This window comes from Pelagibius sp. Alg239-R121 (assembly GCF_947331435.1).
In the GTDB taxonomy this organism is placed as follows: domain Bacteria; phylum Pseudomonadota; class Alphaproteobacteria; order Kiloniellales; family Kiloniellaceae; genus Denitrobaculum.
On record NZ_CAMZOF010000001.1, the window covers coordinates 429,048 to 454,666 of the forward strand.

Sequence of the window (25,619 nt, forward strand, 5' to 3'; positions counted from 1 at the left end):
AGTATCCCCTCATCTCAAAACCTCAGTTGTCGCCGAATACGCCGGAGATCAGCGGCATGAGTTTGCTGGAAATCGTTTCGTTGAGTACCGCCGGAATGTTTCCACTTTCCCTTACAATATCCAGATTACTTAATCCGACCTGCTGCTCAAGACGCATCAAGGATCCATAAGTACCGACCATCGCCACAAGAACTATCGCCGTGCCTGCCAGCTTGGAAAAGCCCCAGCCGCGTTTGGTCAGATCCTGGACCGCGGTCACCGTACCCAATACCGGGAGCGCAAAAGCCGCGCCAAGATTGGAGGCATCGTGGAAAGTATCCTGAATAAAGATCATCACCCACGACAGTCCGACCCCTGCGCCAAGGCCTGCGAACAGGACAACCGTCAAAAACAAACCGCGGTTCGGTCCATCAGGCAAAGCCGGAATTTCAGGCGGATCTACGATACGGAACTGCACGGGTTCGGCACTGACTTCGCGCTCCTGCGAAAGCCGGGCAGATTCACGTCGCTTGAGAAGCTCGTCGTAATTGGTTTTGATGATCGCGTAATCGCGGTTCAGCTTCTTCAGCTCGGCCTCAACAGCCGGTACATTTGCACGCAGCCTCTCGAGCTCCTCGATCTGACCCTTGATCTGGTCCACGCGGCGTTGATTGATCTGAATGATCGACTGCTGCTCGATCAGGCGCAGCTGCATTTGCGCGTAGAGCGGATTTGGCACGCCCGTTTCTTCGGCCGGCTGGTCTCCGATGCTGAGCTCGCTCTCCAACGCCGCTTCCAATTCGCGTTCGTTTTTCGCTTCCAGCGCTGCCAGTCTGCGCTGCGCAATCACGACGTCTGGGTGCTTTTCCGTGTAACGGGTCAAGAGTTCCTGGATCTGCGCCTCAATCTCAATAATCCGCAGCGTCGTGTCCGATGGCGGCCCCGAGCTCAACCCAATATTTGAAGCGCCGCCGATCAGTTCCGGCACGGATGCCAGTTCACGCTGCAGGAGCGCGCGCTGGGTAATTGCGGCATTCAGATTGTTTTCTGCAGACACCAGACCGCTCTCAGCCCGCTCGACCCGGCCGTGGTAGCCGGCCGCTCCCGGAAGAGCATCGAAGTTTTGCTGCTTGAAATTGGCGAGGCGCTCTTCGGCCTGCTCGAGCTGACGCTCGTAATCCTTGATTTGTTCGCCGATAAACCGCTGGGCCGTGTCCATATCATCGCGGCTCTGACCCAGGTTACCCTCGACGAAGATCGTCAGCAGGGCATCGACAACGTCGCGTGCACGAACCGGATCACCATCCTCGAAACTGACCTTGAAGAGGTTCCCGCCGTTCGACTGAACCCTGGTTTTATCGTCCAGCCGTTCGATCAAGCGCTCCATCTGATCCGGTGTCGTCGCGGTGATGTCCAGATCGGTCATCCGGGCGACTTTTTGCAGATTTGGCCGGCTGAGCAGTGTCTGCTGCATAAGCCGGATTTCGGAGCGGATGTTGGTATCCACCGCCAGTCCCTGCAGCAAGGGCCGCAACATGCTGGCCGTATCGACGTACAGACGGCCGGACGCAACGTACACGTCGGGAATGGTTGCAACGTAGAACCAACCGCCGATGCACACGAGCCACGCCGTGATCATCGCATACCAGCGCCGCTGCCATACTGCGTTACAATAGAATATAAACTGTGCGTAGATGTCGCTCATCTCGACGCTCGACCGTCCTTTAAGTACGTCCTAATTTCGTGCTTCGTAGGATAAATTTGCAATCTGCAGCTTTGTGCTAGGCGCATTTTCTATCCGATTTGTTTAAAGATTCAATATTAACAATTCCTGACAAGCAGGTGATTTTTGTTGGCGCAATGACTTTGTGCAGACAACAAACTCACTACAACCAGCCCAACTTCCGCAAAGAACTCCCGGGCAGCTACAATCAGCACTGCCATCTTCCTGCATCAGCCTGAGCAACGATTGGCGTGGTATCCTTCTCGCTTTCCAGGTCAGTTAAGTCCCAATTGTGGCAGGACAATGACAAGTTTCCGTTCACACACCCAATTGATTTGTACGTGAGGTTGAAGCCCAGGGCTTCACGGCGTCAATCGTCCAACAGTTTCGTTTCCCAGATAGCTGTCTCGCCACCAACAATGTTCGTATACGTGTTTTAACCCTTTGGCGTACAGGAAATCGAGAAATTTTTTAATCAGTTCAATGTGAAGCCGCCATAACGTCGATCGATTCTGCAGTATATTCGACCTATTTTTAACCTTCCGATCACTCCGAATGGCCGGCCAGGACAGCAAATCAGCAATCACGCCTTCCCCGCGCAGCATCGGATAGAGGGCAAATGCACTTAGCGGCCTAAATCTACTCTTAATTGCAACAACATCCAAATAAACACGCACTTTAAACGCGCGAGGGGCGCCATCACGGCACCCCTCTTAATAGCATCTAGTGATACAATAAAACTAGAAAACGCTTTCCGGTACGATCAGAACGTCACCAGGCAGGATCGCAACATTCGCGGTAATATCGCCGTCCTTGATCAAATCGTCCAAGCGAACCCGGAATTCTTTCTGATCGTCACCGACCAGCCGCACGATCGTCGCGTCGTTACCGTCTGCGAACTGCGTCAGTCCCCCGACCGAAATCATCACGTCGAGCGCCGTCATATTTGCGCGATAGGGAATGGCCCGCGGTTGAGACGCCTCGCCAAGCACCCGTACCTGTTGGGTGAAAGGACCGACGAAACCAGTCACGATGATGGTTACGATCGGATCTTGAACGAATACCGCCAGCTTTTCTTCGATTTCGCGCGCCAGCTCACTCGGCGTTTTGTTGGCAGCTTCCAGATCCTCCATCAAAGGAACCGAAATGCGGCCGTCCGGCCGAACCGGAACTGAAATCGTCAGCTCCGCATTACGCCAGACAAAGATATTCAAGTTGTCGCCGGCACCAATCCGATACATCGGAGCAACCGACTCTTCCCCCAACTTGGCGGCCGGAAGATCTCCCTTATCACCGGAACAACCAACGAGGAACAACGTAGCCCCCACCACCAAGGCGGTAAGAACCTTTTTTGCACCCAACGGACTAAGAACCATCTGGACCCCCTCAAGCTATTACAGTGGGTTTTACACCCAACCTCTTCGCTGGTAAAGACGCGGTGAGCCGAAAGTCCTTGAAAAATAGGCTCGTTCACCGTGATCACCACGCTTATAGCGCTAAATCGGTTAAGATTTAACCATGCTTTTTCTCTCGCACCATGGCCTCGAATCGGCAAAAGCCATTGCGTTCTGACTGTCTCTACGCCCGGATCAGCCGCTCGCCGCCGTGTCAGGAAGCCGATAGAGCTTGATTCCCGGATGCCCTTCGGAGAGAGCGTTCTTCAGTTTATAGGGCAGGAAATCTTCCACACCGATCATCCTGAGGATCGTCCCCGCAAGCTTCGAGCTCGGCGTAACGGTCTCAAGCAACTCCCAGGATTCCTGCGGCTGGTAGCTGCCGATGACCTCCTCCGACACCCAGTTGTCCAGGGATTGTGCGCGCGGCTCGTTGTAAAGATAGAGGCTTCCCGGCGGCGGCGGCGCCTTCAACACGGATTTTCCATCGTCGCTCCATTTCAGCAGCAGTTCCGCACGGCGATGTGTCAGAGGGTCGGTGTAAAGAGCTTCCCCATAGCGCGCGGCGGCAGCCGTGAGCGCTCTCTCACCGAACATATGGTTCCGGTTTTCCACATAGATTCCGGCAAAGTTGCCCGCCAGAACCAACAGCAGCACCGCAGCGGCCCAAAAATGGCGGCGCAGGCGAAACGACTCGGCGATCGCGAGGGCGGTGAGGACCGAGGCGCAGATCGCCGAGATGAGGAAATATCTCGGATTGAGTGGCAGCAAAGACTGAACGGCGCCTACGCAGAGCAGCCAGATAAGCCCCACGCTGCCGAAGAACACGGCGCTTTGACGAACCGCCGGAGAAACCGATTTGCTCAGCAGGAGCCACAGGCCGGCAGGAAGGACGACCCAAAAAAGGACCGCAAACTCCTGATTGGCGAGTAAGACCAGCAGGGGATCGATGATCGGGTGCGCTATGACGTTGCCGGCCACATCGATGCTGCGATCGATGGTGCTGTCGTGGTTCAGGGAAATATTGATCCGGTAAAGCGGGTCGCCCGTCATGATGAAGAAATAGACGACTTCGGCGAGCCATACGGCAAAGAACCCCGCCGCCATGACGAAATGCTGAAGCCGCCGTATGCCGTAGCCGGTCAGGAACGCGACCCCGTAGAACACCAGGAAAAAGACGGTTGTTTCCCGGGTGAGAAACCCCAGCCCCGCGAGGGCGCCGGCGGCCAGAAGAAAGGGCCAACTGACCTCCCGTCTCGCCGATTCGTAAAAGCAAAACAGGGACGCGAAGATAAAGAAGGCCTCGATGATATCGACCGATGCGATGGTCGCCCAGGTCACCAGCAAGGGGCTGGTCACCAAGAGGACGGCGCCCAGAGAAGCGGGCAGGGCGCCCAACGCGCGGTGAAGCATCAGGACAATGAGTGCGATAAGCCCCATGCCGTAGATCAGTGTGGGCAGGGTCATGGCGAATTCGCTTTCGCCCAGGGCGAGGAACGACAGAGCCATTGGAACAGTGATGGTATAGCGGACCGTGCCGTGCCCGCCGACATAGGGAAACGACTCAATCCAGCCGTAGGCCCCGTCGGCATAGGTCACATCGTCCGAACCGAGATACCCGACCCAGGCGTAGGCAACGAGCAGGAGGAACGCGACTAGCGAAAGCCCCACGACCTTGCGGGGTGAATCCGCGATAGCGGAGAACGTCATTGTGGAACCTCTTCGGACCCGGGTTGCTTCTTATTCTTCTTGAACACGAGATGGCGGCTGATGAAGAAGCTGGAAATGATGACAAGCACATCGACGCCGATCTTGGCCGGCAAGGTCGGCGCCGCGAGAATGTCGATAAAGATGTAGAGCAGAAAGTTCGCGCCGGCGATATTCACGGCCAGCAAAGTGACGTAACGCAGAGCCTGCTTGTGGACAGGGTCGCTCTGATCTCCCGCAAAGGTGAGGTATTTGTGCAGGATAAATCCGGTAAGCGCGCCCGCAATCTTGGCCAGGGTATTCCCCAGAAGATGCTGATCCGGCCAGGTCAGAACGACAGCGGTAAAGCTGCCGAGGTCGACCAGATAGACAACTCCGCCGACAGCGACGTAGAGCACCGTCTGCTTGATAAAACTGGCGTCGAACATTTTACCCGGTCCGTTCCGGCGCTTTAAGACGCTCAGAGGCTTTCGGCAGCAAAACTCTATCGTACTTCGACCTGATAAGCGGAACCGTCGGCTCGTTCCCGATGTCATGAGAGAGAAAGGCGATGAAAAACTGAACACTCAGGATAATCGGCAGGACGGCGATCATCACCGTGCCGGTCGATGCCGGAATACCGGTCTGGATCGAGTGAGACCACTCGATCGCGCCAAATATCATTCCGAACAAGCCGAAGAGAATGCTGAAAAAGAGGTTTACCGAGGCGACGGAAAAGTCGCGCAGAAAATAGGTGTAGAAAATTCGCCGGACCGAGGCCTTTACGTGCTTGATCAGAAAACTGACGGCGATATCTCTGACCTTGAGATTGCTTTCCTCGTCCGCGTAAACCGCCTGCATCGGGAAATCGTGAACGACTGCACGAATGCCGCCGAGATTGATCAGCATGTCGGTTTCGAAGAAGTAGCGCTCGGAAATGTTTTCGAAGTTCAGGCGTTTCGCCGCAATCGCGCTAATGGCCGTGAAGCCGTTTGTCGGGTCGAAGATCCGCCAGTAACCGCTGGAGATTTTCGTCATGAAGCTCAGAACGGCGTTGCCGAACAGCCGCACGGGCGGCATGGAGTGAACGTCGTAGAGTGAGTAAAAGCGGTTGCCCTTAACGTAATCGGCATCGAGATTGACGATGTGACGGATGAGTTCGGATATCAACGCCGGATCCATCTGGCCGTCGCCGTCCACCTTAACAATGATGTCCATGCCGTCGCCAAGCGCGAGGCCGTAGCCGGTCATGATGGCGCCGCCGACACCTTTGTTCTTTTCGTGCCGGTGCACCGTAAGGCGCGGATCGGCGCAATTTTCCTCGATGAAGGCCCCGGATCCCTCAGGGCAGCAGTCATCGATCGCGTAAATCGCCTCGACTTCGTCGCCGATGGCTGCGAGCACGGGCAATACGAGGCTTTTCACCTTAAAGCAGGGGATGACTACAGCAACACGCATTCTTCACTTCTTTGTTTCATCGAACCGGCTGGCATAGGCCGGCACACTTGTCCGCATCCGGGCAACGGCGGGTTTAGAGTCCTTTTCGGAGGGTGAGGCGATGGCCAAGGCCGTCCATCGGCCGCTTAAGCAATTCGAAACTTTCACGAGAGGGCGTCAGGAACGAAAATCCTGATCGTGAAGCCTGCTTTGCACCGTTCGCAGCTTATTTTCGGTCTCCAGCTGTTTTTCGGCTTCAAAATCCTTCATCTTGAACCACCCCGTCTGCTCTCCGATCGATTCACTGGCATCGTTCTTGATCGACCAGTGTATCAAAGCGCCGACAAGGCCGATCGCAGAGAGCAGCAGACCGGCGCTCAACAAGCTGGATAAAAAGTCGATCATCCGTCGTCCTTGGCTTCAATTGTCGGGCGTGGTTTCAATTATCAGGTCAAACCGGCTTCGGGCTGACAGATCTACCACAAAAACAGTGACGAAATTCCTTCGATCCTTGGCGGGACCTTACGGAGGAGCGCGTTGAGCCCAAACTCGCTCCGATCCCATAGAATTCGGTATCAATCACCGGCTTAAATAGCATATTCCACTCCCACAAAAACACTTATAATTGAAGCGGTTCGTGTTTGAGTCCCCGCAGAGATCGAGACCACAGCCTGACGGGATGCAGGAGCATATCTGTTTGTAGGCTTCTGTTGCCCCCAGACGCCAACCCGGATATTTATGGTCCGTCAAGCTGTTGTACCGTATTGTCCGTTGTAAGTTTTGCTGTTGAGTTAAATTTCAGACGTTCACAAGGTGGTTCGCGCCGCGATGCGGGATCTCTTCATCACTGCCAATATTCTTTTGACCTTTCCGGTCATTTTCATGCGGCCCTATGTCGGGATCACCATGTGGTGCTGGCTGTCCTATATGAATCCCCACAGGTTGACCTGGGGATGGGCTTACAGCATGCCGTTCGCACTGGGAGTCGCAGCGATTACGATCGTTGGGTTCGTGATTTCGCGTGAACCAAAACGCTTTCCGTTAAACGCCATGTCGGTGCTGATCGTGATGATCACCATCTGGGTCAGCATAACCACCGTCTTTGCGATCGTGCCCGACCAGGCAGCGGTCAAATGGGACCGCACAATCAAGATCCTGGCCATGACATTCGTGACCATGGTGCTGGTCACCAATCGCGAACGCCTGCAGGCGCTGATCTGGATTATTGTTATTTCCCTGGGTTTCTATGGCGTAAAGGGCGGCATCTTTGCCATCCTCACCGCCGGTAATTACCGGGTCTGGGGTCCGGCCAACACCTTTATCGGCGATAACAACCAGCTCGCCTTTTCGCTGCTCGTTGTCATGCCGCTGATGCGCTACCTGCAGGTCACCACTGAAAACATATGGATACGGCGCGCCCTGGGTATCTCCATGGTGCTGACGGGTCTGGCTGTGTTCGCCTCCTATTCACGCGGCGCGCTGCTCGCGGCAACCGTTATGGCCTTGATGCTGCTGCTGCGGGCTCGCAGAAAATTAATGATCGTCATGGGACTGGTGGTCGTGCTGAGCGTCGGCGTGGCCTTTGCGCCGGAACAGTGGATCGAGCGCATGAACACGCTCGAAACCTACGAAGAGGACGGGTCCGCAATGGGCCGTTTCGACGCTTGGAAGTTTGCCTTCGAAGTTGCTAAACGGAACCCGATTTTTGGCGGCGGTTTCCTTGTGCAGTTCGAACATGAACTCTTCATGGAGTACGTCCCCGAAGCCGTGAAACCCCGGGCCTTCCACAGCATCTACTTTGAGGTTCTCGGGGAGCATGGATTCATCGGCCTTGGATTGTTTACGATCCTGGGGCTCGTCTCTGCATACAACTGCAGGTGGATAAGAGCGCGCACAAAATACCGTACCGAGCTTCGATGGGCTCACGAACTCTCCACCATGATTTTTCTGAGTCTCGTTGGTTATGCCGTTGGCGGCGCCTTCCTGAACATGGCTTTTTACGATCTTTTCTATCATCTTCTGACCATTGTCATGGTGGCGAAGATCCTGGTTCATCAAAACCTGACGAATACCATCAAAGCGAAGGTCCAGACTCCGGCTCCCGTGCCCGGTGCCACGCCGGCCTTGCCTGCTTATCAGGCGCGAAATGATTTCTTAGTATCGAACCGATAGAAAGTTCTCGACAAATTCAGAGCTTAGGCATTACGGCAGGAACGCCGAGGCCTTGCGTGATGTCTCCATTGCTGAGGCAGGCGGCAAGAACAGTAACGCCCACAGCATTTGACTAAGACCGTGACTGCCGGATGCAGTGTACGAATTGGGGGAAAACAACGGATCGTGACGGCCAGCAATCTTTCCAATCCCAGAGCTCGGCAGACGCGCTGCACTCGACAGACGCGCCACACTCGACAGGCGCGCAACACCTGGAGCGGCCAGTGAAAATACTCATGGTGTCCTGGTTCTTTCCGCCGGCCAATACCATTGGTGCCGTTCGAATGGGACGCATGGCGCGGTTTCTCTCTCAGCAAGGTCACGACCTCAAGGTTTTGGCCGCGGAAGAATTGCCGTTTCCCAAGACGCTGCCTCTGGAGGTGCCGGAGGAGCAGGTGCTCTATGCCCCCTGGGCGGACGTCAACGCCTTGCCCGACCGGCTGACGGATGCGGCAAAGTTCGTCCTTCGCCCGTTCCTGTCATCGGGAAAGCAACAGAATTCTGGCGACTCGGCGGGATCTGAAGCGCAGATCTCAACAACTGCCGAACAAACGCAGACACCAAGCACCCCAAGCGCATTAAAACGTCTTCGCTCCTCTCTGGGGGGCCTCTACAGCAATGCCGTAAACCTGCCCGATGCCCGCATCGGCTGGATGCCCTATGCCATGTCCAGGGGCCGGAAACTTCTGAAAGAATGGAAGCCCGACGTTATCTATGCCACTGGGCCGCCTTTTACGGGCCTCCTGATCGGTTATCGCCTCAGCAAGCGATTCGATGTTCCATTGATCACCGAACTTCGCGACCGCTGGGTGGACGACCCCTATTATCCGCCGCCGGACTGGCGCTTGCGAATCGACGGATCGCTTGAACGCCGGGTGATCGGGCGTTCTTCGGCACTGGTGACGGTCTCCGAGCCCTGGGCCGAGGATTACCGGGCCAAGTACGGCAAGCCGGTCGCGGTAGTCTACAATGGCTACGATCCGGAAGCACTTGAAGGCGCGCCGAGCATGGGGTCGTCGGAAGACGTTGCATTGCGGATCGTCTACACCGGCGGCATTTATCCCGGCCGCCGCGATCCCGCCCCGCTGTTTGCGGCGATGCAGTCCCTGAACCTCAGCCCGGACCGCATTCGCATGGACTTCTACGGAACCAACCCCGATCACGTCTGGCCGATCGCCCGGCAATACGCGGTCGAACCTCTGGTTAGCGTCAATCCACCGGTCACCCACCGCGAAGCCGTCGAACTGCAACAAAACGCCGATATATTGTTATTGATGCAATGGAATGATCCGCGCGAACAAGGCAATGTGCCCGGCAAGCTGTTCGAATACATGGGCGCCCGCCGGCCGATCCTGTTGCTTGGCCTCGAGGATGGCGTGCCCGCCGCGTTCCTGCGGGAGCGGGAGGCGGGCTTCTACGGCGGCAGTCCAGAGCGGATTGCGGAACAACTCAAGATCTGGCTCGACATGAAACGCACGGGGGGCATTCCACCGCTGCCGGAAGCTGCGCGCAGCGGCCTGACCCGCGATGATCAATACAGCAAACTCGATCGTTTCCTGGGGGAAATCATCTCCCCGGGCGGCGCAAAAGGATAAGCCCAGCAGATGTCCGAACAAAATCTGGCCGTAGTCCATATCATCGCCGGCGCACGGCCGAACTTCATGAAAGTCGCGCCGCTGTTTCATGCCTTGAAGGCGGAAAACTGTTGCCGTCCCGTGCTCGTTCATACGGGGCAGCACTACGACGTGAACATGTCCGACGCCTTCTTCAGCGATCTTCAATTGCCCGAACCCGATCATCACCTGGAAGTCGGCAGCGGCACGCACGCCGAGCAGACCGGCCGCGTCATGATCGCTTATGAGAAAATCTGCTTCGAACAGCGCCCCGACTGGATCGTGGTGGTCGGCGACATCAATTCGACCGTTGCCTGCGCATTGGTCGCGGCCAAGCTCTGCATCCCGGTGGCCCACCTGGAAGCCGGCTTACGCAGCGGCGACCTTACCATGCCGGAAGAAATTAACCGGATCGTGACCGACTCGATCGCCAACCTGCTCTGGACCCCTTCGCCGGACGGCGACGCGCATTTGAAGGCGGCCGGCGTGGATGATTCGCGGATCGACCGAGTCGGCAATATCATGCTCGACGCCTATGAGATGCTTCGCGGAAAAATCGAAGCCGCTGCGACCTACGAAAAACTGGATTTGACGCCGGGTCAATATGGCGTGGTCACGCTGCATCGCCCCTCCAACGTGGATGATCCCGCCAAGCTGAAAACCCTGGTCGAACGAATCTCCAGCGCGGCGCAACGCTGCGATCTTGTATTTGCCGCTCACCCGAGAACGCGTCAGAAGCTCAACGATTTCGATTTGATGACGTCTCTCAGTAACGCCAAGGGCGTTCATCTCGTTGACCCCATGGGGTACGTGGAATTCATGGGATTGGTTCGCAAGGCCAAACTCGTGATCACGGATTCAGGCGGGATACAGGAAGAAACGACGTACCTGGATATCCCCTGCATCACGGTGCGTGACAATACAGAACGACCGATCACCATTACCGACGGTACCAATCGCCTGACGGCGCCCGATGCCGTCGAAGCCGCAGTTGATCAGGTCCTGGAGGGTGAGTGGCCCAAGGCGAAAACCATCGAGATGTGGGACGGCAAAACCGCAGGCCGCGTGGTTGCCAGCCTGAAAAGCCGGCTGCACTAAAGGACGAGCGGAAGCGGGTTAGGTTGAGAACTCATAGTTTTGTCGTAAAGAACGTCAAGGAATATGAGTTTTAACCTAAGCGCCAGCGGCAACGGCCGCGGCTTGTGACGGCGTGGCCGCCGGTGCAGACTCATTCAATTGCGCGCGAAAGCTTGCCGGTGTTGTCGGCTTTCCACCCAACTCATTCATGAAAAAGTCGAAATAGCGGTCCAGGGAATCCAGGAAGCCACGAAGTTCGGCTTCGCTGCGCACATAGGGCGTATGTCCGACCGCGAGCGATGGACTGTGGTAGGTAAAGGAGAACATCCGGCACCCCTGTTTCATCAGACTTTTGGTCAGCCGGCGGTGTTCGGCATGATTGGCGCCCTCAGGCGACAGGCGGATGCGTTCCAGCATGTGGCTTCTCGAGAGAATTCCAGGCAAGCGGACCGAGAGTCCGAGCGGACCGGAAACCAAGGGGAAAAGCTGCTGTCCGAGCGAAGAAAGCGCCCCGTAGAAACCGCAGGAGAGCGGTAATTCAAGCAGCCGGGCGTCATCGTCTCCGAACCAGTAGGGCTGAAAGGCAAAGTCACGAAAATCCGGACCGCCGTCATTGGTGAAAGCCGTATAGGGAACGACGCTCACGTCGACCTCGTAACCCAGCTCAGCCAGGATCGAGGCGGTGTTAGGGCCGACGCCATACCGCCCGGCCTTATAAACGGTCGGACGCCGCCCAAAGTTCCGTTCAATCGTATCCGTCAGTTGAACCAGCTTGCTGCGTTCCAATTCGGCGGCCAGGTTGCCTGGATAGGAGTTGAGTGCGCAGACCTCTTCCTCATAAGGCGGACTGACCCAGGGATGCAGATGCGCACCGATTTCACAGGCGCCGGCTTCCATCAGCGGCTTTAAGCAGGACACAGCGGATTCGGTTGCCGCAACCGGATAGTCGATCACATAGGTGGGCACTATTCCGTAACGCGCGAAGATTTCCTGCGCCGCCAGCTGCGTGGCAATAGACTCTACCGCGACATTGTCGCGCGAAAAGGGCTGGTCCCAATCGAACTCCTCTTCCGTGTCGATAATCACGGTCAAGAGCGGCGCCATATCGGCGGGCAGATCGATCGGTCTATTTGCCGCTTTTACAAGCATGTTCCAGCACTCTCTCCGCTGTTCTTTCAAAGCGCTTCAGGGCCCCGGCAAGCGCTCAGCCGGCATAGTCCAGATCAGGCCGTGAAGAGTTAACGATAAATTCAACGTCCTGCAAACTTGTGTTGATCGCTGTCCGCCACAATATAGAAGCTGCTGTTTAATATCTGGATTCATTTAAGCTTCTGTAACTGCATTGTGGCCGCTCAGCGGCGGAATGATTATTGTGACCGTCCAGACGGAGGCCGCGAGGCTGCCGGCGGAACGAATAGGAAGAGATTTGCGATGAGACCTTTTGGCCCCAGCCGTATCGCCGTTGTCTCGGGCGTTCTCATTGCCGGGCTCGTTGGCGTCACCGCTGCCGGCCATGCCGACGCGCCGGGCGTCACGTTCCAAATTGCCGAACTCCCAACCGGCGGCAACTGGAAGAGCGGTACCATCCGCCGTGGCAGCGACGGCAATCCAACCATCGAAAAAGACGGAAGCGGCGAGCCGAGAATTCAGGTCCCGCCACCGCGCAATAAGATCGAGCAGCTGCCGGTCGAAAACATCAAGAACCTTGGCGCAAAAAAGACAAGCGCGCGCAAGGCCGTACCCCCGCCAAAGCCCGTGCAAGTTCCAAAAGCTGCTCAGGCTCCAAAAACTATTCAGGCCCCCAAATTGAAGCAGGCCGAAAAGCCTGCGCGCGCAGCGAAAACGGAAATCGCACAGGCAAAACCCGGCAGCGCGCAGTTTGCCGTCCAGCAAGCCGCGATGCCCGGGCTCGCAAAGATCGTCGCCGATCTAAAGCCGGGCAGCTGGTATCAGGTTCCCAACACGGAAATCAGACAGGTCCTGGCATCTCGCGACATGGCCCCCGAAAACGGTGGCGTCAGCGGCCCGGGTTCGGTGGTCAGAGCCTGGAACGGCGCCACCTTCGATGGCCGGTTCTGGTATTTCCATGGGGGCGGTCACAAGGATTACAGCGGGAACGAAGTCTACGCTTTCGATTTCGTCGACCTCAGTTGGGCGCGGCTGACAGACCCCAGCCCCTTCGTTTACAAAAATCCTGAGACCGGCAAGTGGGACGCGCCTAAGAGCCGCAAGCATCCCTGTCCGCGGGTTCCCGATCTTGACGGCGATGGAAAGTTCGACGCACCGGTACCCGGGCATACCTACGACAGCATTGTCTACAGCCCCAAAACCGAAAGCTTCTTCCTTTGGTCGCAGGTGCCCTTTTGCATCGGCGGCAACGGCTGGTCCGGAGCACCGGTCTGGGAGTTCAACCCGAAAACCAAGAGTTGGACAGGGCATCGGCCGGATAACGGTAAGGATATCGAGGGTTACAAGTCGGCTGAGCTGGACCCGGCAACCGGGAACATCCTTCTTGTTTCCCGCTATCGCCTGTCGATCTTTGATGTCGAACGCAAGCAGTATACGACCATGCGCAAGGTGCGGAATACGGGATCGGACGGCACCGCCGCGGTCGATCCGGTCCGCAGGCTCCTTGTCCTCAGCGACCGCGCCGGCGTGAGATCCGCCAAGCTCGGCGACGGCTCGAGTGTAGGTGGACTGGAGAACAAGACAACCCGCCCGGCCTTCAATCAGACCGCCGGTGTGGCCTACAACTCACGGGACAAAAACCTGGTCTATTGGTCGGGCGACCGCAGGGTCTTTACGCTGGATCCCGTCAGCAATGAATGGGGGCTCTACGAGAACCACGGAGGGCGTGCCCCCAAGCGCAGCCGCCCCTATTCGAAGTTCGTTTATATCGACGCGCTGGACGTATATGCGGCCTACAGCAACCCCAATCAGGGCATTTGGCTCTACCGCTTGCCAAAAGAAAAACCGGTCCCCGACCCCAATCGCGTCGTGTCCCTCTGTCATGGCGAGAGCTGCCAGAAATTCAGGTATATCGGCAAGGCCTTCAGGGAAGCGAAGGACGGCGCCGTAATCACCATAGGCGGCGCAACCTTTTACGAATCCGCCATTCTAAAGGCGAACAACGTCACCGTACGCGGATCAAAGGGGACGCACCTGCTGGAGACAACCGCCGAAGGCAAGGCCACCCTGGTCATCAAGGGCAACAACACGACGATTGAAGGCATCGAATGCTCCGGCATCGGCGTCAGCGACGGGAACGGCGCCTGTATCCGCCTGGAAGGCGACAATCTGGTGCTGCGCAATGTCTATTTTCACGACAGCCAGCAAGGCCTGCTGACAAAATCCAAGGGCGGCGGCAGCATCCTGGTCGAGGACAGCAAGTTCGAGCGTTTGGGCGGCGCCTGCGGCATCAAGTGCGGCCGGGCGCACGGCATCTACATCGGCCGGGCAACCGAACTCACGGTCCGCAACAGCGTCTTCCTTTCGGCAAAGGACGAGGGCCATGCGATCAAAAGCAGGGCCGCGAAGACGACGATTGAAAACAATGTCATAGCCTCCCTCGACGGCAAGGACAGCCGGTTGATCGACATCCCGAACGGCGGAACCGTTGTCATCCGGAACAACGTTCTTCAGGAAGGCAGCAAAAGCAGCAACCCCGACATCATAGGGATCGGGTTGGAGCTGGCCTACAAGGGCATCAAGGGTTTCCCTGTCAATTCCAGTTTGATCACAGGCAATAAAGTTGTCATCGAGCCCGCAAAGCGGCCGCGCAGCTTTGTCCACAGCCGGGACGTTCCGGATCCGGAGGTCAAAGAAAACATCATCATCGGCGGCGCCAAACCCGGCAGCGAGAACAAGTGGTACAAGACGCGTGAAGAGGCCGGCCTGGGTCCCTATCCCGAACTTCCAAAGATCAACTGATCTTGTTCCGGGCGACAGGGTATCGTGTCAGCGCCAAACCCGGCGCAGGCAGGAATCAGCGGCCGAAACAGCGACCGAATCAGCAACCCGGGCCCGCTTTGCGCGTGTTGCTGACGAAAACGCTCTTCCGCTCTATCTCATTGAATTAGGCTAGGTTCACCGGGACGAAGGACCGCCCTTGGCGATCTCGTCCAACCCGGATCTACCCGAGGTCTTCGCCAGACTGCCGCAGCGAGGGCTACTTCCAGTACTGCCCCTTGGCCGGATACTCGACGAACATGATCTTCCAGTGGACGTTTCTGGCATTGGCGTTCCAGGTAAAACCGGACCTGGTCGACCAATAGTGTACCGCGTAGAAATAGTTGAAGTTGCTGCAACCATCGCTTCGGTTCGGATTGTTCGGCCGTTTGCCCTGCACATTCCAAACCCGACCCCAACGCTGAAAACCGTTCTTTTCGTGCAAACGGCCGTTCGCCCAGATCAAGCGGTTGTACTTGCAAAGGTACTGGAGGCCAAACCAGGAGGGTTTATCTGGCTTGAAGGTCTCACGCAGAAAATTGTGCGTCGCCTTGTCCCGCACGACGGCAAGCCGGCCACGGCGCCCTTTATAGGAGCGTTTTGCTGCCAGGCCTTTGACCTCCAGCCAGCCGCTCTCGTCGCGCACGAAGCGGCCGGGATACTGATTCTTCAAGCTCACAAGCTCGAAATAGCTGTCGGTCGGTTCGTAGTAGACGGGGCTGTCCATCAAGGGCTTGGCCAAGGCAGCCGTCGCACTACCGATCATAATCAATAGAGCCAGAACTACGTTTCGCATCATTTCAAAGCCCAAACTTGTCTTCGTTCAAACAATATAATTTACGCGTTCGATTCCGTGAGTCAACTCTCTGATCACAGGGATCCTGTGTCATTTTGGTTAACAAAACGGCAGAAAACAGGGATTTTTACCGGTATTCTCAGCGAAACTCACAATGCCGTGCCATGGATTGCAACGGCAAGGAATCACCCCTTAACCATCGCTTTCAGCCGGGCAACACCCACATGCCGCAGGGCCCCGACCGCCCCCTGAAGGGTACGGGGGTTAAAGGCAACAATGCCACGCCGCTCGCGCCGCTCGCTCAACCACTGCTTTTTGTAGGCGTCATCGCCACGCCCGTAATCGACCTCGACGACCTGATGGTTCGTCAGAACATGTTCCAGAACCTTGACGGTCAGAACCGATCCTGCAGAGAGTTTCTTGAATTCTTCATCATAGGCCAGCTTGAAGATCGTCGCGCGGCCGCCCGATACGATCCAGATCTGCGACGCCGCGGGCCGGTCTCCTAGATAAACCGTCCCCAAGCACAGGCAGCCGGCGGCGGCGGCTTCCTTAACCAAGCGGCGGGTGAAATCGGGAAAAGGCTCCGGCTCCTTCCAACTGTTGGCATAGATCACGTCGTAGGCGTCCATCGCCTGATCCAGTGCGGCCCCCTCTGCAAGGATCTCGAAGCGGACCTCTTCCATCTTTTCGAGCTTGCGTCCCTTGCGTTTGACCGTGTTGCGCAGCGCCGACGGCCGCCGCGCCATGAAGCTTTCGAGGCTGTCGCCATCCGTGCTTTCGTACCAGTTGCCGAAGTGCGCATAGCTCTGAACCACGAACCCGGCCCGGCTCAATGCCGCTTCGAAAGCGGAAAAGAAAGGTTCCGCCGGATCGAGAGATTCGAAATTGATACTCTGCCAGGCCGGTTTCTCCGCGGCCAATGCGCCGGCAAATCCCTCGGCAGCCGCGTCCGGCGTCACCGCCGTCGGATGGATGAGCGGCAGGAAAAGCGTGGTGTACATGGTGCTGAACCCGGTCAGCGTCCGCGCGTTGCCGGCCGCGACCGAGGCTACGCCGCTGCGGGCAACCAGCAATCCCACCGCCGTTCCGTCATCTTCTTCGAGGCCATAGAGCTGAAGGGCATCCCCAGCCTCTCGCGTGGTCTCGGCAAGTGTCTCGAACCAGGGCCGGCTCGCATAGAAACTCTCGCGGGCGGTCGCTTCGAAAAGCGCCGAATAGCCCGCGGGCAGAGCATTAAGGTCTTTATAGAGTTTCGATTGCATACTGGGTGAGACCGGCACAGTGATTGGCTGAAAAATGACAAGAGACGCAATGATTTTGAAGCTTGAGGGGCAGATCGGCCGCCACGAGCGCCATAAGTAAGAAACTATTCACAGATCCACATAGCATTTCGTTAACGGCCTATGCTACGACCTTTCGCAAATCTGCGACGGACATAACCGTAACAGTTCGATGACAACTTCCGATTCGCCTTCATCCATCACAGACGTAAAAACCGAGGCTATGACCGCACCCTACGAGGTTTCCTGCGACCCGATCGCCAAGCTGTCCGATCTCGGTACGGCCTGGCAGGAGTTGGAGACCCGCAGCGATTCCTCGTTCTTTCAGTCCTGGTGCTGGATCGGAACATGGCTGGAGACCCTGCCGCCCCACTTCAATCCCCGGATTCTGCGCGTGACCTCGGACGGACGGCTCGTCGGATTGGGAATTCTGATCCTGCATGCCGGTAACCGTCATCGGATCATGCCCGTCGGCCGCCTGCTGCTCAACGAAACCGGGGATCCCTATCACGACCGCTTGACGCTGGAATACGGCGGCATCCTGAGCGACAGGAACGCAGGCGCAGAGGTGACTGCGGCGGCCCTGCGCTGGCTCGCAAGCCATGACCCGGACTGGAGCGAGCTTTGTCTGAGCGGCCTGCTTCCTGAAACTCTGGCCGAGGTCTCCAGTGCGGCATCCGATCTCGGGCTCTTGACCTGGATTCCGGATCTCAAGCCCTGCGATTACGTGGATCTCGCGCAGGTGCGAAGCGGCAAGGACGATTATCTTTCACAGCTCAGCCGCAACACGCGCCAGCAACTCCGCCGCGCTCTGCGGCTCTACGAGGCGGACGGCCCGCTTACCCTGACAGCGGCAGGCAGTCTGGAAGAGGCGCACAGCTTCCTGGATCAGCTCGCCGAACTGCACCAAAGCTATTGGATTGCGCGGGGCGAAACGGGGTCCTTTTCCAATGCCTATTTCAGTCAGTTTCACCGGGCATTGGTCACCGCGGGCTTCCCGGAGGGAAAAATACAGCTGCTGCGCGCCGACGCCGGCGGCCGGCCCATCGGCTATCTCTACAATTTCGTCCATCACGGCTACGTCTACGGCTATCAGAGCGGCTTCAGCTATGACCAAGACCCGAAGCGCAAGCCGGGACTGGTCACCCACTATCTCGCAATCGAGCAGAATCTGGGGCAGGGCGCCAGAATCTACGACTTCATGGCGGGGCATGGACAGCACAAGCGCAGCCTGGGCAATGCCACGCAGGACATGACCTGGCTTGTCTTGCAGCGCAATATATTCAAGAATCGGCTAGAGCAGCAGCTCAGACAGCTTAAACAACGCCTCGCGGAGCGCAAACAAGCCGAAGCGAAGGCCGGTTGATATGACGGGCGCTCAGGCTATAACGAGCGCAAAAGAATACAGCATTAAGACTCTGGAAGGGTCGGCGCTGTAGGTGATTAAACCGAATTGGGCCCTGAAGAGGGCGCAGCGGGTGCAATTGAAAGGTCGACGCCGAATATGAGCGGGCTTTGTGGTTGGTTGGGCAGCGCCGTGACCGAGGGAGATGCCAAAGGCGTGCTCTCGGCCATGACCGGCGGACTCTATGACTTTTCCGGGTCGCAGGTGCGCGCCGAAAGCAATGCGGGCGCCGGCCTTTCCGTCAAGGGACGGGATGCGGGAAGCGGGCAGACCGGGGGTATCAGCCTCTTTGCCGAAGGCGCCGTCATCGCGGCCATAGAGGGCTACCCCCGCTGGCTCGATTCCGAACTGGAAGCCCTTGCTCTTCGTGACGGCCAGGCGGCCGCGCTGGCAGAGGCCTACAAACGTCACGGCCGTGACGCGCTTCAACGGATCATGGGTGCCTGGGCTCTCGCCATTGTGGACAGCGAACGGCAGACTGCGTTGCTGGCCATCGACCGGCTCGGCATACGGCCGCTCTGCTATGCTCGACCAGCGTCCGGCAAGGGTGTGGTGTTCGGGACCACGACGGATTGCGTAACCGGCCACCCCGAGATCAACGGAAGCCTCAGCCACCAGGCGATCTTCGACTACATGTTCTTTACCCGCTCTCCAGCACCGGGAACGATCTTTCAGGAGATCGGCAAACTGCTGCCCGGCCAGTGCCTCTGGTACGAAGACGGCGAGGTCAAGACGGCCGCTTACTGGCGGGTCGACTACAGCGACGATGCGCGCAGCCGGGACGAACTGTCGGAAGAGCTGATGGCCGTCCTGCGCCGCTCCGTGAGCCGTGCGACCTCCGGTGCGGACTTCGCTTCGACCGGATCGTTCCTCAGCGGCGGCATCGACAGCTCGACAGTGACCGGACTTCTGGCCGAGCAAAGCCGGGGGAGCGCTAAATCCTACGGGGTCGGCTTCGACTCGGTCGAGCACAACGAGATGGGCTACGCCAGGATCACAGCCGAACACTATGGCGTCGAACATCTGGAATACTACGTCACACCCGCTGATATCGTCGATTTCATTCCCAAGATCGCCGACATCTACGACGAGCCCTATGGCAACAGTTCCGCGGTCGCGGCCTACTACTGCGCCAAGATGGCGCGCGAGCACGGAGTCGATCTGCTGCTCGCAGGCGACGGCGGCGACGAACTATTTGCCGGCAATGAACGCTACGCGGATCAGAAGATCTTCGAAGCTTACAACTACATTCCCCGCTGGCTGCGCGGCGGCCTGCTGGAACCCATCGTGATGAATGTTCCCGCCGGCGACCGTGTGATGCCTCTGCGCAAGGCGCGCAGCTATATCCGGCGGGCAAAGGTTCCCCTGCCGGACCGCCTGGAGAGCTATAACTACTACAACGAAGTCGATCTGAACGATTGCTTCATGCCGGGTGTCGTCGAGGCAATCGACCGGCAGAACCCCTACCATCTGCTCCGGATGCATTACGACGATTCGGGGGCGGAGTCGTCTCTGGATTCAATGCTTTATCTCGATGTCCGGACCACCCTGGCCGATGACGATCTGCGCAAGGTTGAGCAGACCACGGCTTTGGCGGGCGTCGATGTCCGTTACCCGCTGCTCGATGAAGAGGTTCTGGCTTTCTCCGCAAAGATTCCTCCGGCGATGAAACTGGAAGGGCGGAAGTTGAGATCCTTCTTCAAGTACGCCGTCCGTGATTTTCTTCCGCCAGCCACTCTCACCAAATCAAAACACGGTTTCGGCTTGCCGTTCGGGCTCTGGCTCAAGACCGATCCGGGCATGCAGTCCCTGGCCTATGACAGTCTCGCGACCCTCAAGAACCGAAACATCTTTCAGCCGGCGTTCCTCGATTCGGCGATCGAAACGCACCGGAACGGGCATTCGTCTTTTCATGGCGAATTGATCTGGGTCCTGATGCTTCTGGAGTTGTGGTTTCAAAAACACCGGGACCAAACCAGCGTCGCGACAGCCGCCTGATCAGGCGGAGCACACGCGACGGGCATATCAGGTATAAACCCAAAGATACCAAATCTGGCCGAGCCACTCATGCAGAGCATAGTAGCTGCCGTAGAGGGCTCCGGCATTGGGGATGAAATCGCCCAGTCCGATGTCGATGATCCCGCCCAGGCGCGTCGGTGCCGGAATAACCGACAATCCTGCGGACTCAAAGACTAGTACCGCGCGGCGCATATGCCACGAATGGGTGACCAGATAGACGGTCGAGACGCCGTGCGACTGCAGCAACGCTTCCGAATTCGTGGCGTTTTCCTTGGTATTGAGCGACTCGTCTTCCGTCCAGACGGTTTCAACACCGAATTCTTCGGTCAAAACCTTCGCCATGGCGTCCGAGAGCGGCGTATCGAAATCACCGGTAATGCCGCCGGTCGTCATGACCGGCAGTCCAAGATCCCGGTGCAGCTTAGCGGCATAGCGCAGGCGTTCCAGGGTCAGGCCCCCTGCGGTGTCACCGCCATATTCCGGCGCATCCACATACATGCCGGCCGCGAGCACAACAATCGCCGAATCTTCGGCAACCGGCTGCGAGGTATCTAGCGGCGGATGAACCTGTAAACTGCTCAGCAGCACGCCGCTTACAGCCGGCAGCGAGAGGAGCAGCAACCCGGCAACCGCGATCATAATGATCCGGCGCCCCAGGACCGGCCAGCGCCGGGTGCAAAGCCAACCGACCAACGCCAGCAGGATGAAGTTCATCGGCGGCAGAAACAGTGGTTTAATGTAGTACAGGAATGATAGCATTTCCGACCTTTCCTGGAGCCGCCCCCGAATGCGGCCTGCAGGTAATTCGAGCCTTCATGACGAACCGGTCCGCCGTGAGGCTGCGCGTCAATGTCACTTGCTATCCGGGTGCCGTCAAATCCTTCCTTAACGCAATGCACGCAGACTGGCTCACTTATTCATCAGGCCGGCGCTCTTGCCGTTTTAATCCGACCTGATACAACTGGGCGCGCAAAAAGTCAGAGGGATTCGAAGACGATGGCGTTCGTGGATACGCGCAGTCTGGCCGACGGAGAGGTCATCGAAGCAGATATCTGCGTGATCGGTGCCGGACCGGCCGGTGTGGCCATTGCAACAGCGTTTGCGGGAGATTCCACGCGTATCGCGTTGTTGGAAAGCGGTGACATCGGTTACGACGAAGAGACCCAGGCGCTGGCCGCCGGCGAGGTCGTCGGGATCCCCTATCCGGACCTGGAAGGCGTACGCTTGCGTATGCTCGGCGGCAGCACCAACCACTGGGGCGGCAATATCCGGCCGCTCGATGCGATCGATTTCGAAGTCCGCGACTGGGTCCCGCACAGCGGCTGGCCCTTCGGTCTGGATGAACTCCTGCCCTACTACAGGCGCGCCGCGGAATTTTGCGGTGTACCGCACGAAGCTTTTGAAATCGCGGCCCAGCAGTCCGCTGTCGGCGCATCGCCCTGGCCCTTTGCCGACGACGCCGTTACGTCCCAGGTGTTCCAGACCGTCGGCGGCGAGGCACGCGCGCTTGGCCTTTATCACGAAGAGGCGCTCGAACAGGCAAGTAACGTTACGACCTATCTCTTCGCGAATGTCGTGGACATCAAAACCGATGACCTCGCATCAAAGGTCAGCGAGCTGACGATCAAAACGCTGAACGAAAAGACGCTGACGGCCCGTGCGTCTCACTACGTCCTTGCCGCCGGCGGAATCGAAAACCCGAGAATTCTACTGCTGGCAAACAAGACGCGAACGGCGGGCCTTGGCAATCAGAACGATCTTGTCGGCCGCTACTTCATGGAGCATCTGACCAGTCCCGACTTCGCCGCGCTCTTTCCTTCTGATCCTCAGCTGGATTTCCGCTTTTATAAGGATTTCGAGGCCGAATGGGGCGAAACCTGGGGTATCCTGACGCTTTCCGAGGACACCCAGCGCCAAAGCGGACTGATAAACGCCCGTTTTCAAGCCGCCAAAATTGTTAATGAATTCAACAAAAATATCGACGATCCCAGCATGCAATCACTGACCAGGCTGGTCCGCTCGGGATCGCAAGGCAGGCTGCCGGACGACTTCGGACAGCATCTGGCAAACGTGATCGCCGATATCGACGATGTTGCAGAGAGCGGTTACTACCGCCTGTTCCATCACCCCGATTATCCGCTGGTCTCGATCGATCTGGTGGTTATCTCAGAGCAGGTCCCCAATCCGGACAGCCGGGTTTATCTCGGGGAACAGACAGACCGCTTCGGACAAAGGCAATGCGTCCTGGACTGGCGCCTGACCGATCTGGACAGCGAAAACCTGACTCTCATCTCCGAACAGATTCAGCGCCAGTTCGGCCGCAGCGGACTCGGGCGGGTACGGATTCGCCTGCCGGAGGGCGGCTACAAGTCGATCGATCCGCATCCTCACTACCATCACATGGGAACAACGCGCATGGATAAGGATCCCACGCGCGGAGTGGTCGATGCCAATTGCCGGCTGCACGAGCTGCCGAACCTTTTCATTGCCGGCAGCTCAGTCTTTCCCACGGTCGGCAACGTCAATCCGACCCTGACCATCATCGCTTTGGCCTACCGGCTCTCGGATCATCTGAAAGGGCTGAAATCATGACCCTGTTATCCGCCCCGAACCGCCGTATCCTGTTGAACGCTTTGCTGGCCCTGCCGGTTTTGGGCGGCACCGCTCAGGCCTCTTCGGCCCTGAATGCAGGCGCCGGCCAACGCGCAGCGGCAAGCGGCCGCCTGACCGGTGTTTTTTCAAATCGGCAAAGCGCCGCAATTCTGGGTCAGGCCTATCTGATGCGGCACCCAGAAGAAGCCGATGCCGATCACCTCGAGCAAAAGCTGCTCTCGCCTGCAAATCTACAGGTTCTTTTTCCTCCGGGTACAACAGCGAACGGCGCCGGACTCACCGACGTATCACGGCTGAAACGGGGTTTTCAGGAATTGCGGCGGCAGGATTTCGATCAGGGCAACGTGCTTCAGATCGACGGCTGCATGCTCTCGGTGACAGAACTGCGGCTTTGCGCCCTGGCGGCACTGACCTGATCGCCTCATAACAACGGCAAACGCTACCGAAAGAGCAATCAGAACTCATGACCCAGAAAGCCCGATCACCTTGGCGCTTCTTGATCCTGTCCATTGCCGGGCTGTCGATTGCATGGCTGGCAGCTATGCTTTACCTGGACATTGCCCACGAAATGTTTCCGCAGGTATTGCTCGGGGGGCTGAAGATCCTCGCCGCCGGTTACGCAGTGCTCTTCATCCTGGTCCTGCCAATCATCGTGATCAGCAGACTGCGCGGCCGCAAAGACAAAAGAACAGACTCCACCCCAGTAGCTTAGAGGGCGATTTACGCTCTTGACTGTTTTCGTGACAAGCGATCAGACGTCACCTTAAACGTCCTCTAGATCGGATCATGTTTAGTCGGAACCACCTTGTGGTTTCGTCAAAACATGTGAATCCGCTCTAAATCATATGGTTAGAGTAGATTCACCGGGACGACAGATCGCCTAAGGCGATTCCGTCTAACCCGGATCTACTCTAGGAAAAGACCGTCCAGCGTTTGAGGTCGTAGAGATCCTCGTCGACGCGGCCGATCGCCTTTTTGACACCCTGTTTCAGCTGGTACATCAGTTTTGGCTGATCGCCGAAGCGCGAGCGCGGCGGCGCTGTCCGGTTGTTGAGCACCGGCAGCAGTTCGCGATGAAGGTTCTGCTCGGCTTTCTCCCTGCTCGTGTACTCGAAGATGCAGCCGGATCCGACGAAGAGCGTCTCGTGGCCAAAGTCGCTCGACAGCGTGCGCCGCAGATAGGACGACTGGGTGGTCAAAATGACGTCGTAGCTCTGTCGGTCCAGGTCGGCAAGATTGCGGGTCGAGAGTTCAAGCGTCCTGCCCTTCTTGCAGAGTTCTATCGCACTGTCGGCGCCGCGAATAACCACCAAAAAACGGTAATCACCGCTATATTCGATCAGATAAGGTCGGCAGATTTCGACTCTTTCTGCAATCTGCTCGCGCAGATAATCGATAAAATCGGCGTCAACCGCCTGATGCTTGTTGACCTTCTCGATCTCCCGCTCGAACAGGGCCCGAAGATCACTCTCGCGGACATCATGGAACCTGACGTCTTCGATGACCTTGCCGTTTTCGATGGTAAAGCCTGGTCCGATATCGATGACTTCAGCCTTCGACTGGGGATATATTTCGGCGTAGGCTGCAATCGGACGCTCTCCATTATGCGTCGGCTCGTTGGCCCAGAAGAGATCCTTTTCCAGGAATGCAACATCTGCGGCGAAGGGGAATCCAAATTTCGGATCGATCTCGTTTACAATACGGGCCCATTGACGGTTAAAGTGCTTTTGCCGTTCGATCGCCGACTTCGCGTTGTCTTTTCCGGGAATCACATAGCAATTGGGAAAGTGCGAGGCGATACCGTAACCGCAAAAGACACAGTCGACCTTGGGATAGAGTTGCTTCAGGCGCGCCACAATGCTGTCCTGGATGTAGCGGGGCGAGGCGTGGAGCGCGTCGTTGAGATTGAAGGAGACTTCTTCGCCGTCCGACAGGACCATCAGCGTATCGTCGGCATAGGTCGGAATGATGCGGCACATGACCCCGTTCCCAAGGTCGATTTCTTCATCCTGACCGACTTCTATCACTTCAAAACCAGCCCGCACCAAGGAGGGTGTCAGGTCCAGCGTGTCGGAGACCAGCACTTTGGTCGTCTTTGGAAAGCGGCGCAGCGTGCCGAGATGCAGGTGATCGGCATGCCCGTGGGAAATATAGATATAGTCCATCGGCGCCGCATCAACGGCCTCGAGAGACGGTTTGGGATAAATCCACCATTGCGCGCCGAAACAGGGGCCCTGCCACCATGGATCGGAAAGGATCCGCAAACCCTTCGTTTCGACAAGAACTGCCGCATGTCCAACGAATGTCGTTTTCATTAGATGGCCTTTTTATGCTCTACGTGGTAAGGGGAATCAATGACTGGCAGGTCTGCCTTGAACGTCCGCGCTACTCTTCATAAACAAGACTATATCTAAATAATATTCATTATTTTTTGA

General features: G+C 57.4%; 20 protein-coding genes. 9 read left to right on the forward strand and 11 right to left on the reverse strand.

What is annotated here, in order from left to right:
- Nucleotides 1–22: 22 nt before the first annotated feature.
- From QMZ18_RS01825 to QMZ18_RS01850, 6 genes are all read right to left on the reverse strand, one after another.
- A complete protein-coding gene (locus QMZ18_RS01825; RefSeq protein WP_282604519.1) occupies nt 23–1,684 on the reverse strand; it encodes an XrtA system polysaccharide chain length determinant in 1,662 nt (553 codons plus the stop codon).
- 758 nt (nt 1,685–2,442) lie between these two features.
- Nucleotides 2,443–3,078, reverse strand: coding sequence for an XrtA/PEP-CTERM system exopolysaccharide export protein (locus tag QMZ18_RS01830; protein WP_282604520.1), 636 nt, complete (start codon nt 3,076–3,078; stop codon nt 2,443–2,445).
- A 213-nt stretch (nt 3,079–3,291) separates the two neighbouring features.
- Entirely contained in the window at nt 3,292–4,806 is a 1,515-nt protein-coding gene (locus tag QMZ18_RS01835) for a glycosyltransferase family 39 protein (RefSeq protein ID WP_282604521.1), read from the reverse strand.
- On the reverse strand, nt 4,803–5,231 hold the full coding sequence (locus QMZ18_RS01840) for a GtrA family protein (protein WP_282604522.1): 429 nt from the start codon (nt 5,229–5,231) through the stop codon (nt 4,803–4,805). The genes QMZ18_RS01835 and QMZ18_RS01840 overlap by 4 nt, the downstream gene beginning before the upstream one ends.
- Before the next feature lies 1 nt (nt 5,232).
- Nucleotides 5,233–6,240 (reverse strand): glycosyltransferase family 2 protein, encoded by a 1,008-nt coding sequence (locus QMZ18_RS01845; protein ID WP_282604523.1) that lies wholly within the window; start codon nt 6,238–6,240, stop codon nt 5,233–5,235.
- A 156-nt stretch (nt 6,241–6,396) separates the two neighbouring features.
- Complete coding sequence (locus QMZ18_RS01850) at nt 6,397–6,624, reverse strand: hypothetical protein (RefSeq protein ID WP_282604524.1); 228 nt, start codon at nt 6,622–6,624, stop codon at nt 6,397–6,399.
- Nucleotides 6,625–7,047: 423 nt separating this feature from the next.
- Here QMZ18_RS01850 and QMZ18_RS01855 point away from each other — a divergent pair, with 423 nt between their 5' ends.
- The 3 genes from QMZ18_RS01855 to wecB all read left to right on the forward strand — a co-directional run bounded on the left by QMZ18_RS01855 (nt 7,048) and on the right by wecB (nt 11,141).
- On the forward strand, nt 7,048–8,391 hold the full coding sequence (locus QMZ18_RS01855) for a putative O-glycosylation ligase, exosortase A system-associated (RefSeq protein ID WP_282604525.1): 1,344 nt from the start codon (nt 7,048–7,050) through the stop codon (nt 8,389–8,391).
- Between the two features lie 263 nt (nt 8,392–8,654).
- Nucleotides 8,655–10,025, forward strand: a complete 1,371-nt coding sequence (locus QMZ18_RS01860; protein ID WP_282604526.1) for a glycosyltransferase — start codon at nt 8,655–8,657, stop codon at nt 10,023–10,025.
- 9 nt (nt 10,026–10,034) lie between these two features.
- Nucleotides 10,035–11,141 (forward strand): non-hydrolyzing UDP-N-acetylglucosamine 2-epimerase, encoded by a 1,107-nt coding sequence (gene wecB, locus QMZ18_RS01865; protein ID WP_282604527.1) that lies wholly within the window; start codon nt 10,035–10,037, stop codon nt 11,139–11,141.
- Between the two features lie 75 nt (nt 11,142–11,216).
- On the opposite strand, the gene QMZ18_RS01870 is transcribed toward wecB, so the two are convergent.
- Nucleotides 11,217–12,269, reverse strand: a complete 1,053-nt coding sequence (locus QMZ18_RS01870) for a polysaccharide deacetylase family protein (RefSeq protein ID WP_282604528.1) — start codon at nt 12,267–12,269, stop codon at nt 11,217–11,219.
- A gap of 282 nt (nt 12,270–12,551) precedes the next feature.
- Here QMZ18_RS01870 and QMZ18_RS01875 point away from each other — a divergent pair, with 282 nt between their 5' ends.
- Entirely contained in the window at nt 12,552–15,050 is a 2,499-nt protein-coding gene (locus QMZ18_RS01875; protein ID WP_282604529.1) for a right-handed parallel beta-helix repeat-containing protein, read from the forward strand.
- A 238-nt stretch (nt 15,051–15,288) separates the two neighbouring features.
- Here the strand turns inward: QMZ18_RS01875 and QMZ18_RS01880 are convergent, their stop codons facing one another.
- Together QMZ18_RS01880 and QMZ18_RS01885 are read right to left on the reverse strand one after the other, a co-directional pair.
- Entirely contained in the window at nt 15,289–15,867 is a 579-nt protein-coding gene (locus QMZ18_RS01880) for a lectin-like protein (protein ID WP_282604530.1), read from the reverse strand.
- Between the two features lie 182 nt (nt 15,868–16,049).
- Nucleotides 16,050–17,129: a GNAT family N-acetyltransferase gene (locus QMZ18_RS01885; protein ID WP_282604531.1), complete on the reverse strand. Its 1,080-nt coding sequence runs from the start codon at nt 17,127–17,129 to the stop codon at nt 16,050–16,052.
- A gap of 190 nt (nt 17,130–17,319) precedes the next feature.
- On the opposite strand from QMZ18_RS01885, the gene QMZ18_RS01890 reads away from it, so the two are divergent.
- Both QMZ18_RS01890 and QMZ18_RS01895 read left to right on the forward strand, forming a co-directional pair.
- On the forward strand, nt 17,320–18,513 hold the full coding sequence (locus QMZ18_RS01890) for a GNAT family N-acetyltransferase (RefSeq protein ID WP_282604532.1): 1,194 nt from the start codon (nt 17,320–17,322) through the stop codon (nt 18,511–18,513).
- Between the two features lie 138 nt (nt 18,514–18,651).
- Nucleotides 18,652–20,550 carry an asparagine synthetase B gene (locus QMZ18_RS01895; RefSeq protein ID WP_282604533.1) on the forward strand — a complete coding sequence of 633 codons (1,899 nt, stop codon included), beginning with the start codon at nt 18,652–18,654 and terminating at the stop codon, nt 20,548–20,550.
- Nucleotides 20,551–20,577: 27 nt separating this feature from the next.
- Here QMZ18_RS01895 and QMZ18_RS01900 read toward each other — a convergent pair whose 3' ends face one another.
- Nucleotides 20,578–21,330 (reverse strand): YdcF family protein, encoded by a 753-nt coding sequence (locus tag QMZ18_RS01900; RefSeq protein WP_282604534.1) that lies wholly within the window; start codon nt 21,328–21,330, stop codon nt 20,578–20,580.
- Between the two features lie 237 nt (nt 21,331–21,567).
- Here QMZ18_RS01900 and QMZ18_RS01905 point away from each other — a divergent pair, with 237 nt between their 5' ends.
- Genes QMZ18_RS01905 through QMZ18_RS01915 form a run of 3 tightly spaced genes read left to right on the forward strand, consistent with a single transcriptional unit; the run spans nt 21,568 to nt 23,896 of the window.
- Nucleotides 21,568–23,163, forward strand: coding sequence for an FAD-dependent oxidoreductase (locus tag QMZ18_RS01905; RefSeq protein ID WP_282604535.1), 1,596 nt, complete (start codon nt 21,568–21,570; stop codon nt 23,161–23,163).
- Nucleotides 23,160–23,600 (forward strand): hypothetical protein, encoded by a 441-nt coding sequence (locus QMZ18_RS01910; RefSeq protein ID WP_282604536.1) that lies wholly within the window; start codon nt 23,160–23,162, stop codon nt 23,598–23,600. The genes QMZ18_RS01905 and QMZ18_RS01910 overlap by 4 nt, the downstream gene beginning before the upstream one ends.
- Before the next feature lie 47 nt (nt 23,601–23,647).
- Nucleotides 23,648–23,896 carry a hypothetical protein gene (locus tag QMZ18_RS01915; protein WP_282604537.1) on the forward strand — a complete coding sequence of 83 codons (249 nt, stop codon included), beginning with the start codon at nt 23,648–23,650 and terminating at the stop codon, nt 23,894–23,896.
- 199 nt (nt 23,897–24,095) lie between these two features.
- Here the strand turns inward: QMZ18_RS01915 and QMZ18_RS01920 are convergent, their stop codons facing one another.
- A complete protein-coding gene (locus tag QMZ18_RS01920; protein ID WP_282604538.1) occupies nt 24,096–25,499 on the reverse strand; it encodes an MBL fold metallo-hydrolase in 1,404 nt (467 codons plus the stop codon).
- Between the last annotated feature and the right edge of the window lie 120 nt (nt 25,500–25,619).

Coding starts and splice junctions, on each gene's coding strand:
- QMZ18_RS01825 (WP_282604519.1), bottom strand. CDS start 1,684: ATGAGCGACATCTACGCACAGTTTATATTCTATTGTAACGCAGTATGG.
- QMZ18_RS01830 (WP_282604520.1), bottom strand. CDS start 3,078: ATGGTTCTTAGTCCGTTGGGTGCAAAAAAGGTTCTTACCGCCTTGGTG.
- QMZ18_RS01835 (WP_282604521.1), bottom strand. CDS start 4,806: ATGACGTTCTCCGCTATCGCGGATTCACCCCGCAAGGTCGTGGGGCTT.
- QMZ18_RS01840 (WP_282604522.1), bottom strand. CDS start 5,231: ATGTTCGACGCCAGTTTTATCAAGCAGACGGTGCTCTACGTCGCTGTC.
- QMZ18_RS01845 (WP_282604523.1), bottom strand. CDS start 6,240: ATGCGTGTTGCTGTAGTCATCCCCTGCTTTAAGGTGAAAAGCCTCGTA.
- QMZ18_RS01850 (WP_282604524.1), bottom strand. CDS start 6,624: ATGATCGACTTTTTATCCAGCTTGTTGAGCGCCGGTCTGCTGCTCTCT.
- QMZ18_RS01855 (WP_282604525.1), top strand. CDS start 7,048: ATGCGGGATCTCTTCATCACTGCCAATATTCTTTTGACCTTTCCGGTC.
- wecB (WP_282604527.1), top strand. CDS start 10,035: ATGTCCGAACAAAATCTGGCCGTAGTCCATATCATCGCCGGCGCACGG.
- QMZ18_RS01870 (WP_282604528.1), bottom strand. CDS start 12,269: ATGCTTGTAAAAGCGGCAAATAGACCGATCGATCTGCCCGCCGATATG.
- QMZ18_RS01875 (WP_282604529.1), top strand. CDS start 12,552: ATGAGACCTTTTGGCCCCAGCCGTATCGCCGTTGTCTCGGGCGTTCTC.
- QMZ18_RS01880 (WP_282604530.1), bottom strand. CDS start 15,867: ATGATGCGAAACGTAGTTCTGGCTCTATTGATTATGATCGGTAGTGCG.
- QMZ18_RS01885 (WP_282604531.1), bottom strand. CDS start 17,129: ATGCAATCGAAACTCTATAAAGACCTTAATGCTCTGCCCGCGGGCTAT.
- QMZ18_RS01890 (WP_282604532.1), top strand. CDS start 17,320: ATGACAACTTCCGATTCGCCTTCATCCATCACAGACGTAAAAACCGAG.
- QMZ18_RS01895 (WP_282604533.1), top strand. CDS start 18,652: ATGAGCGGGCTTTGTGGTTGGTTGGGCAGCGCCGTGACCGAGGGAGAT.
- QMZ18_RS01900 (WP_282604534.1), bottom strand. CDS start 21,330: ATGCTATCATTCCTGTACTACATTAAACCACTGTTTCTGCCGCCGATG.
- QMZ18_RS01905 (WP_282604535.1), top strand. CDS start 21,568: ATGGCGTTCGTGGATACGCGCAGTCTGGCCGACGGAGAGGTCATCGAA.
- QMZ18_RS01910 (WP_282604536.1), top strand. CDS start 23,160: ATGACCCTGTTATCCGCCCCGAACCGCCGTATCCTGTTGAACGCTTTG.
- QMZ18_RS01915 (WP_282604537.1), top strand. CDS start 23,648: ATGACCCAGAAAGCCCGATCACCTTGGCGCTTCTTGATCCTGTCCATT.
- QMZ18_RS01920 (WP_282604538.1), bottom strand. CDS start 25,499: ATGAAAACGACATTCGTTGGACATGCGGCAGTTCTTGTCGAAACGAAG.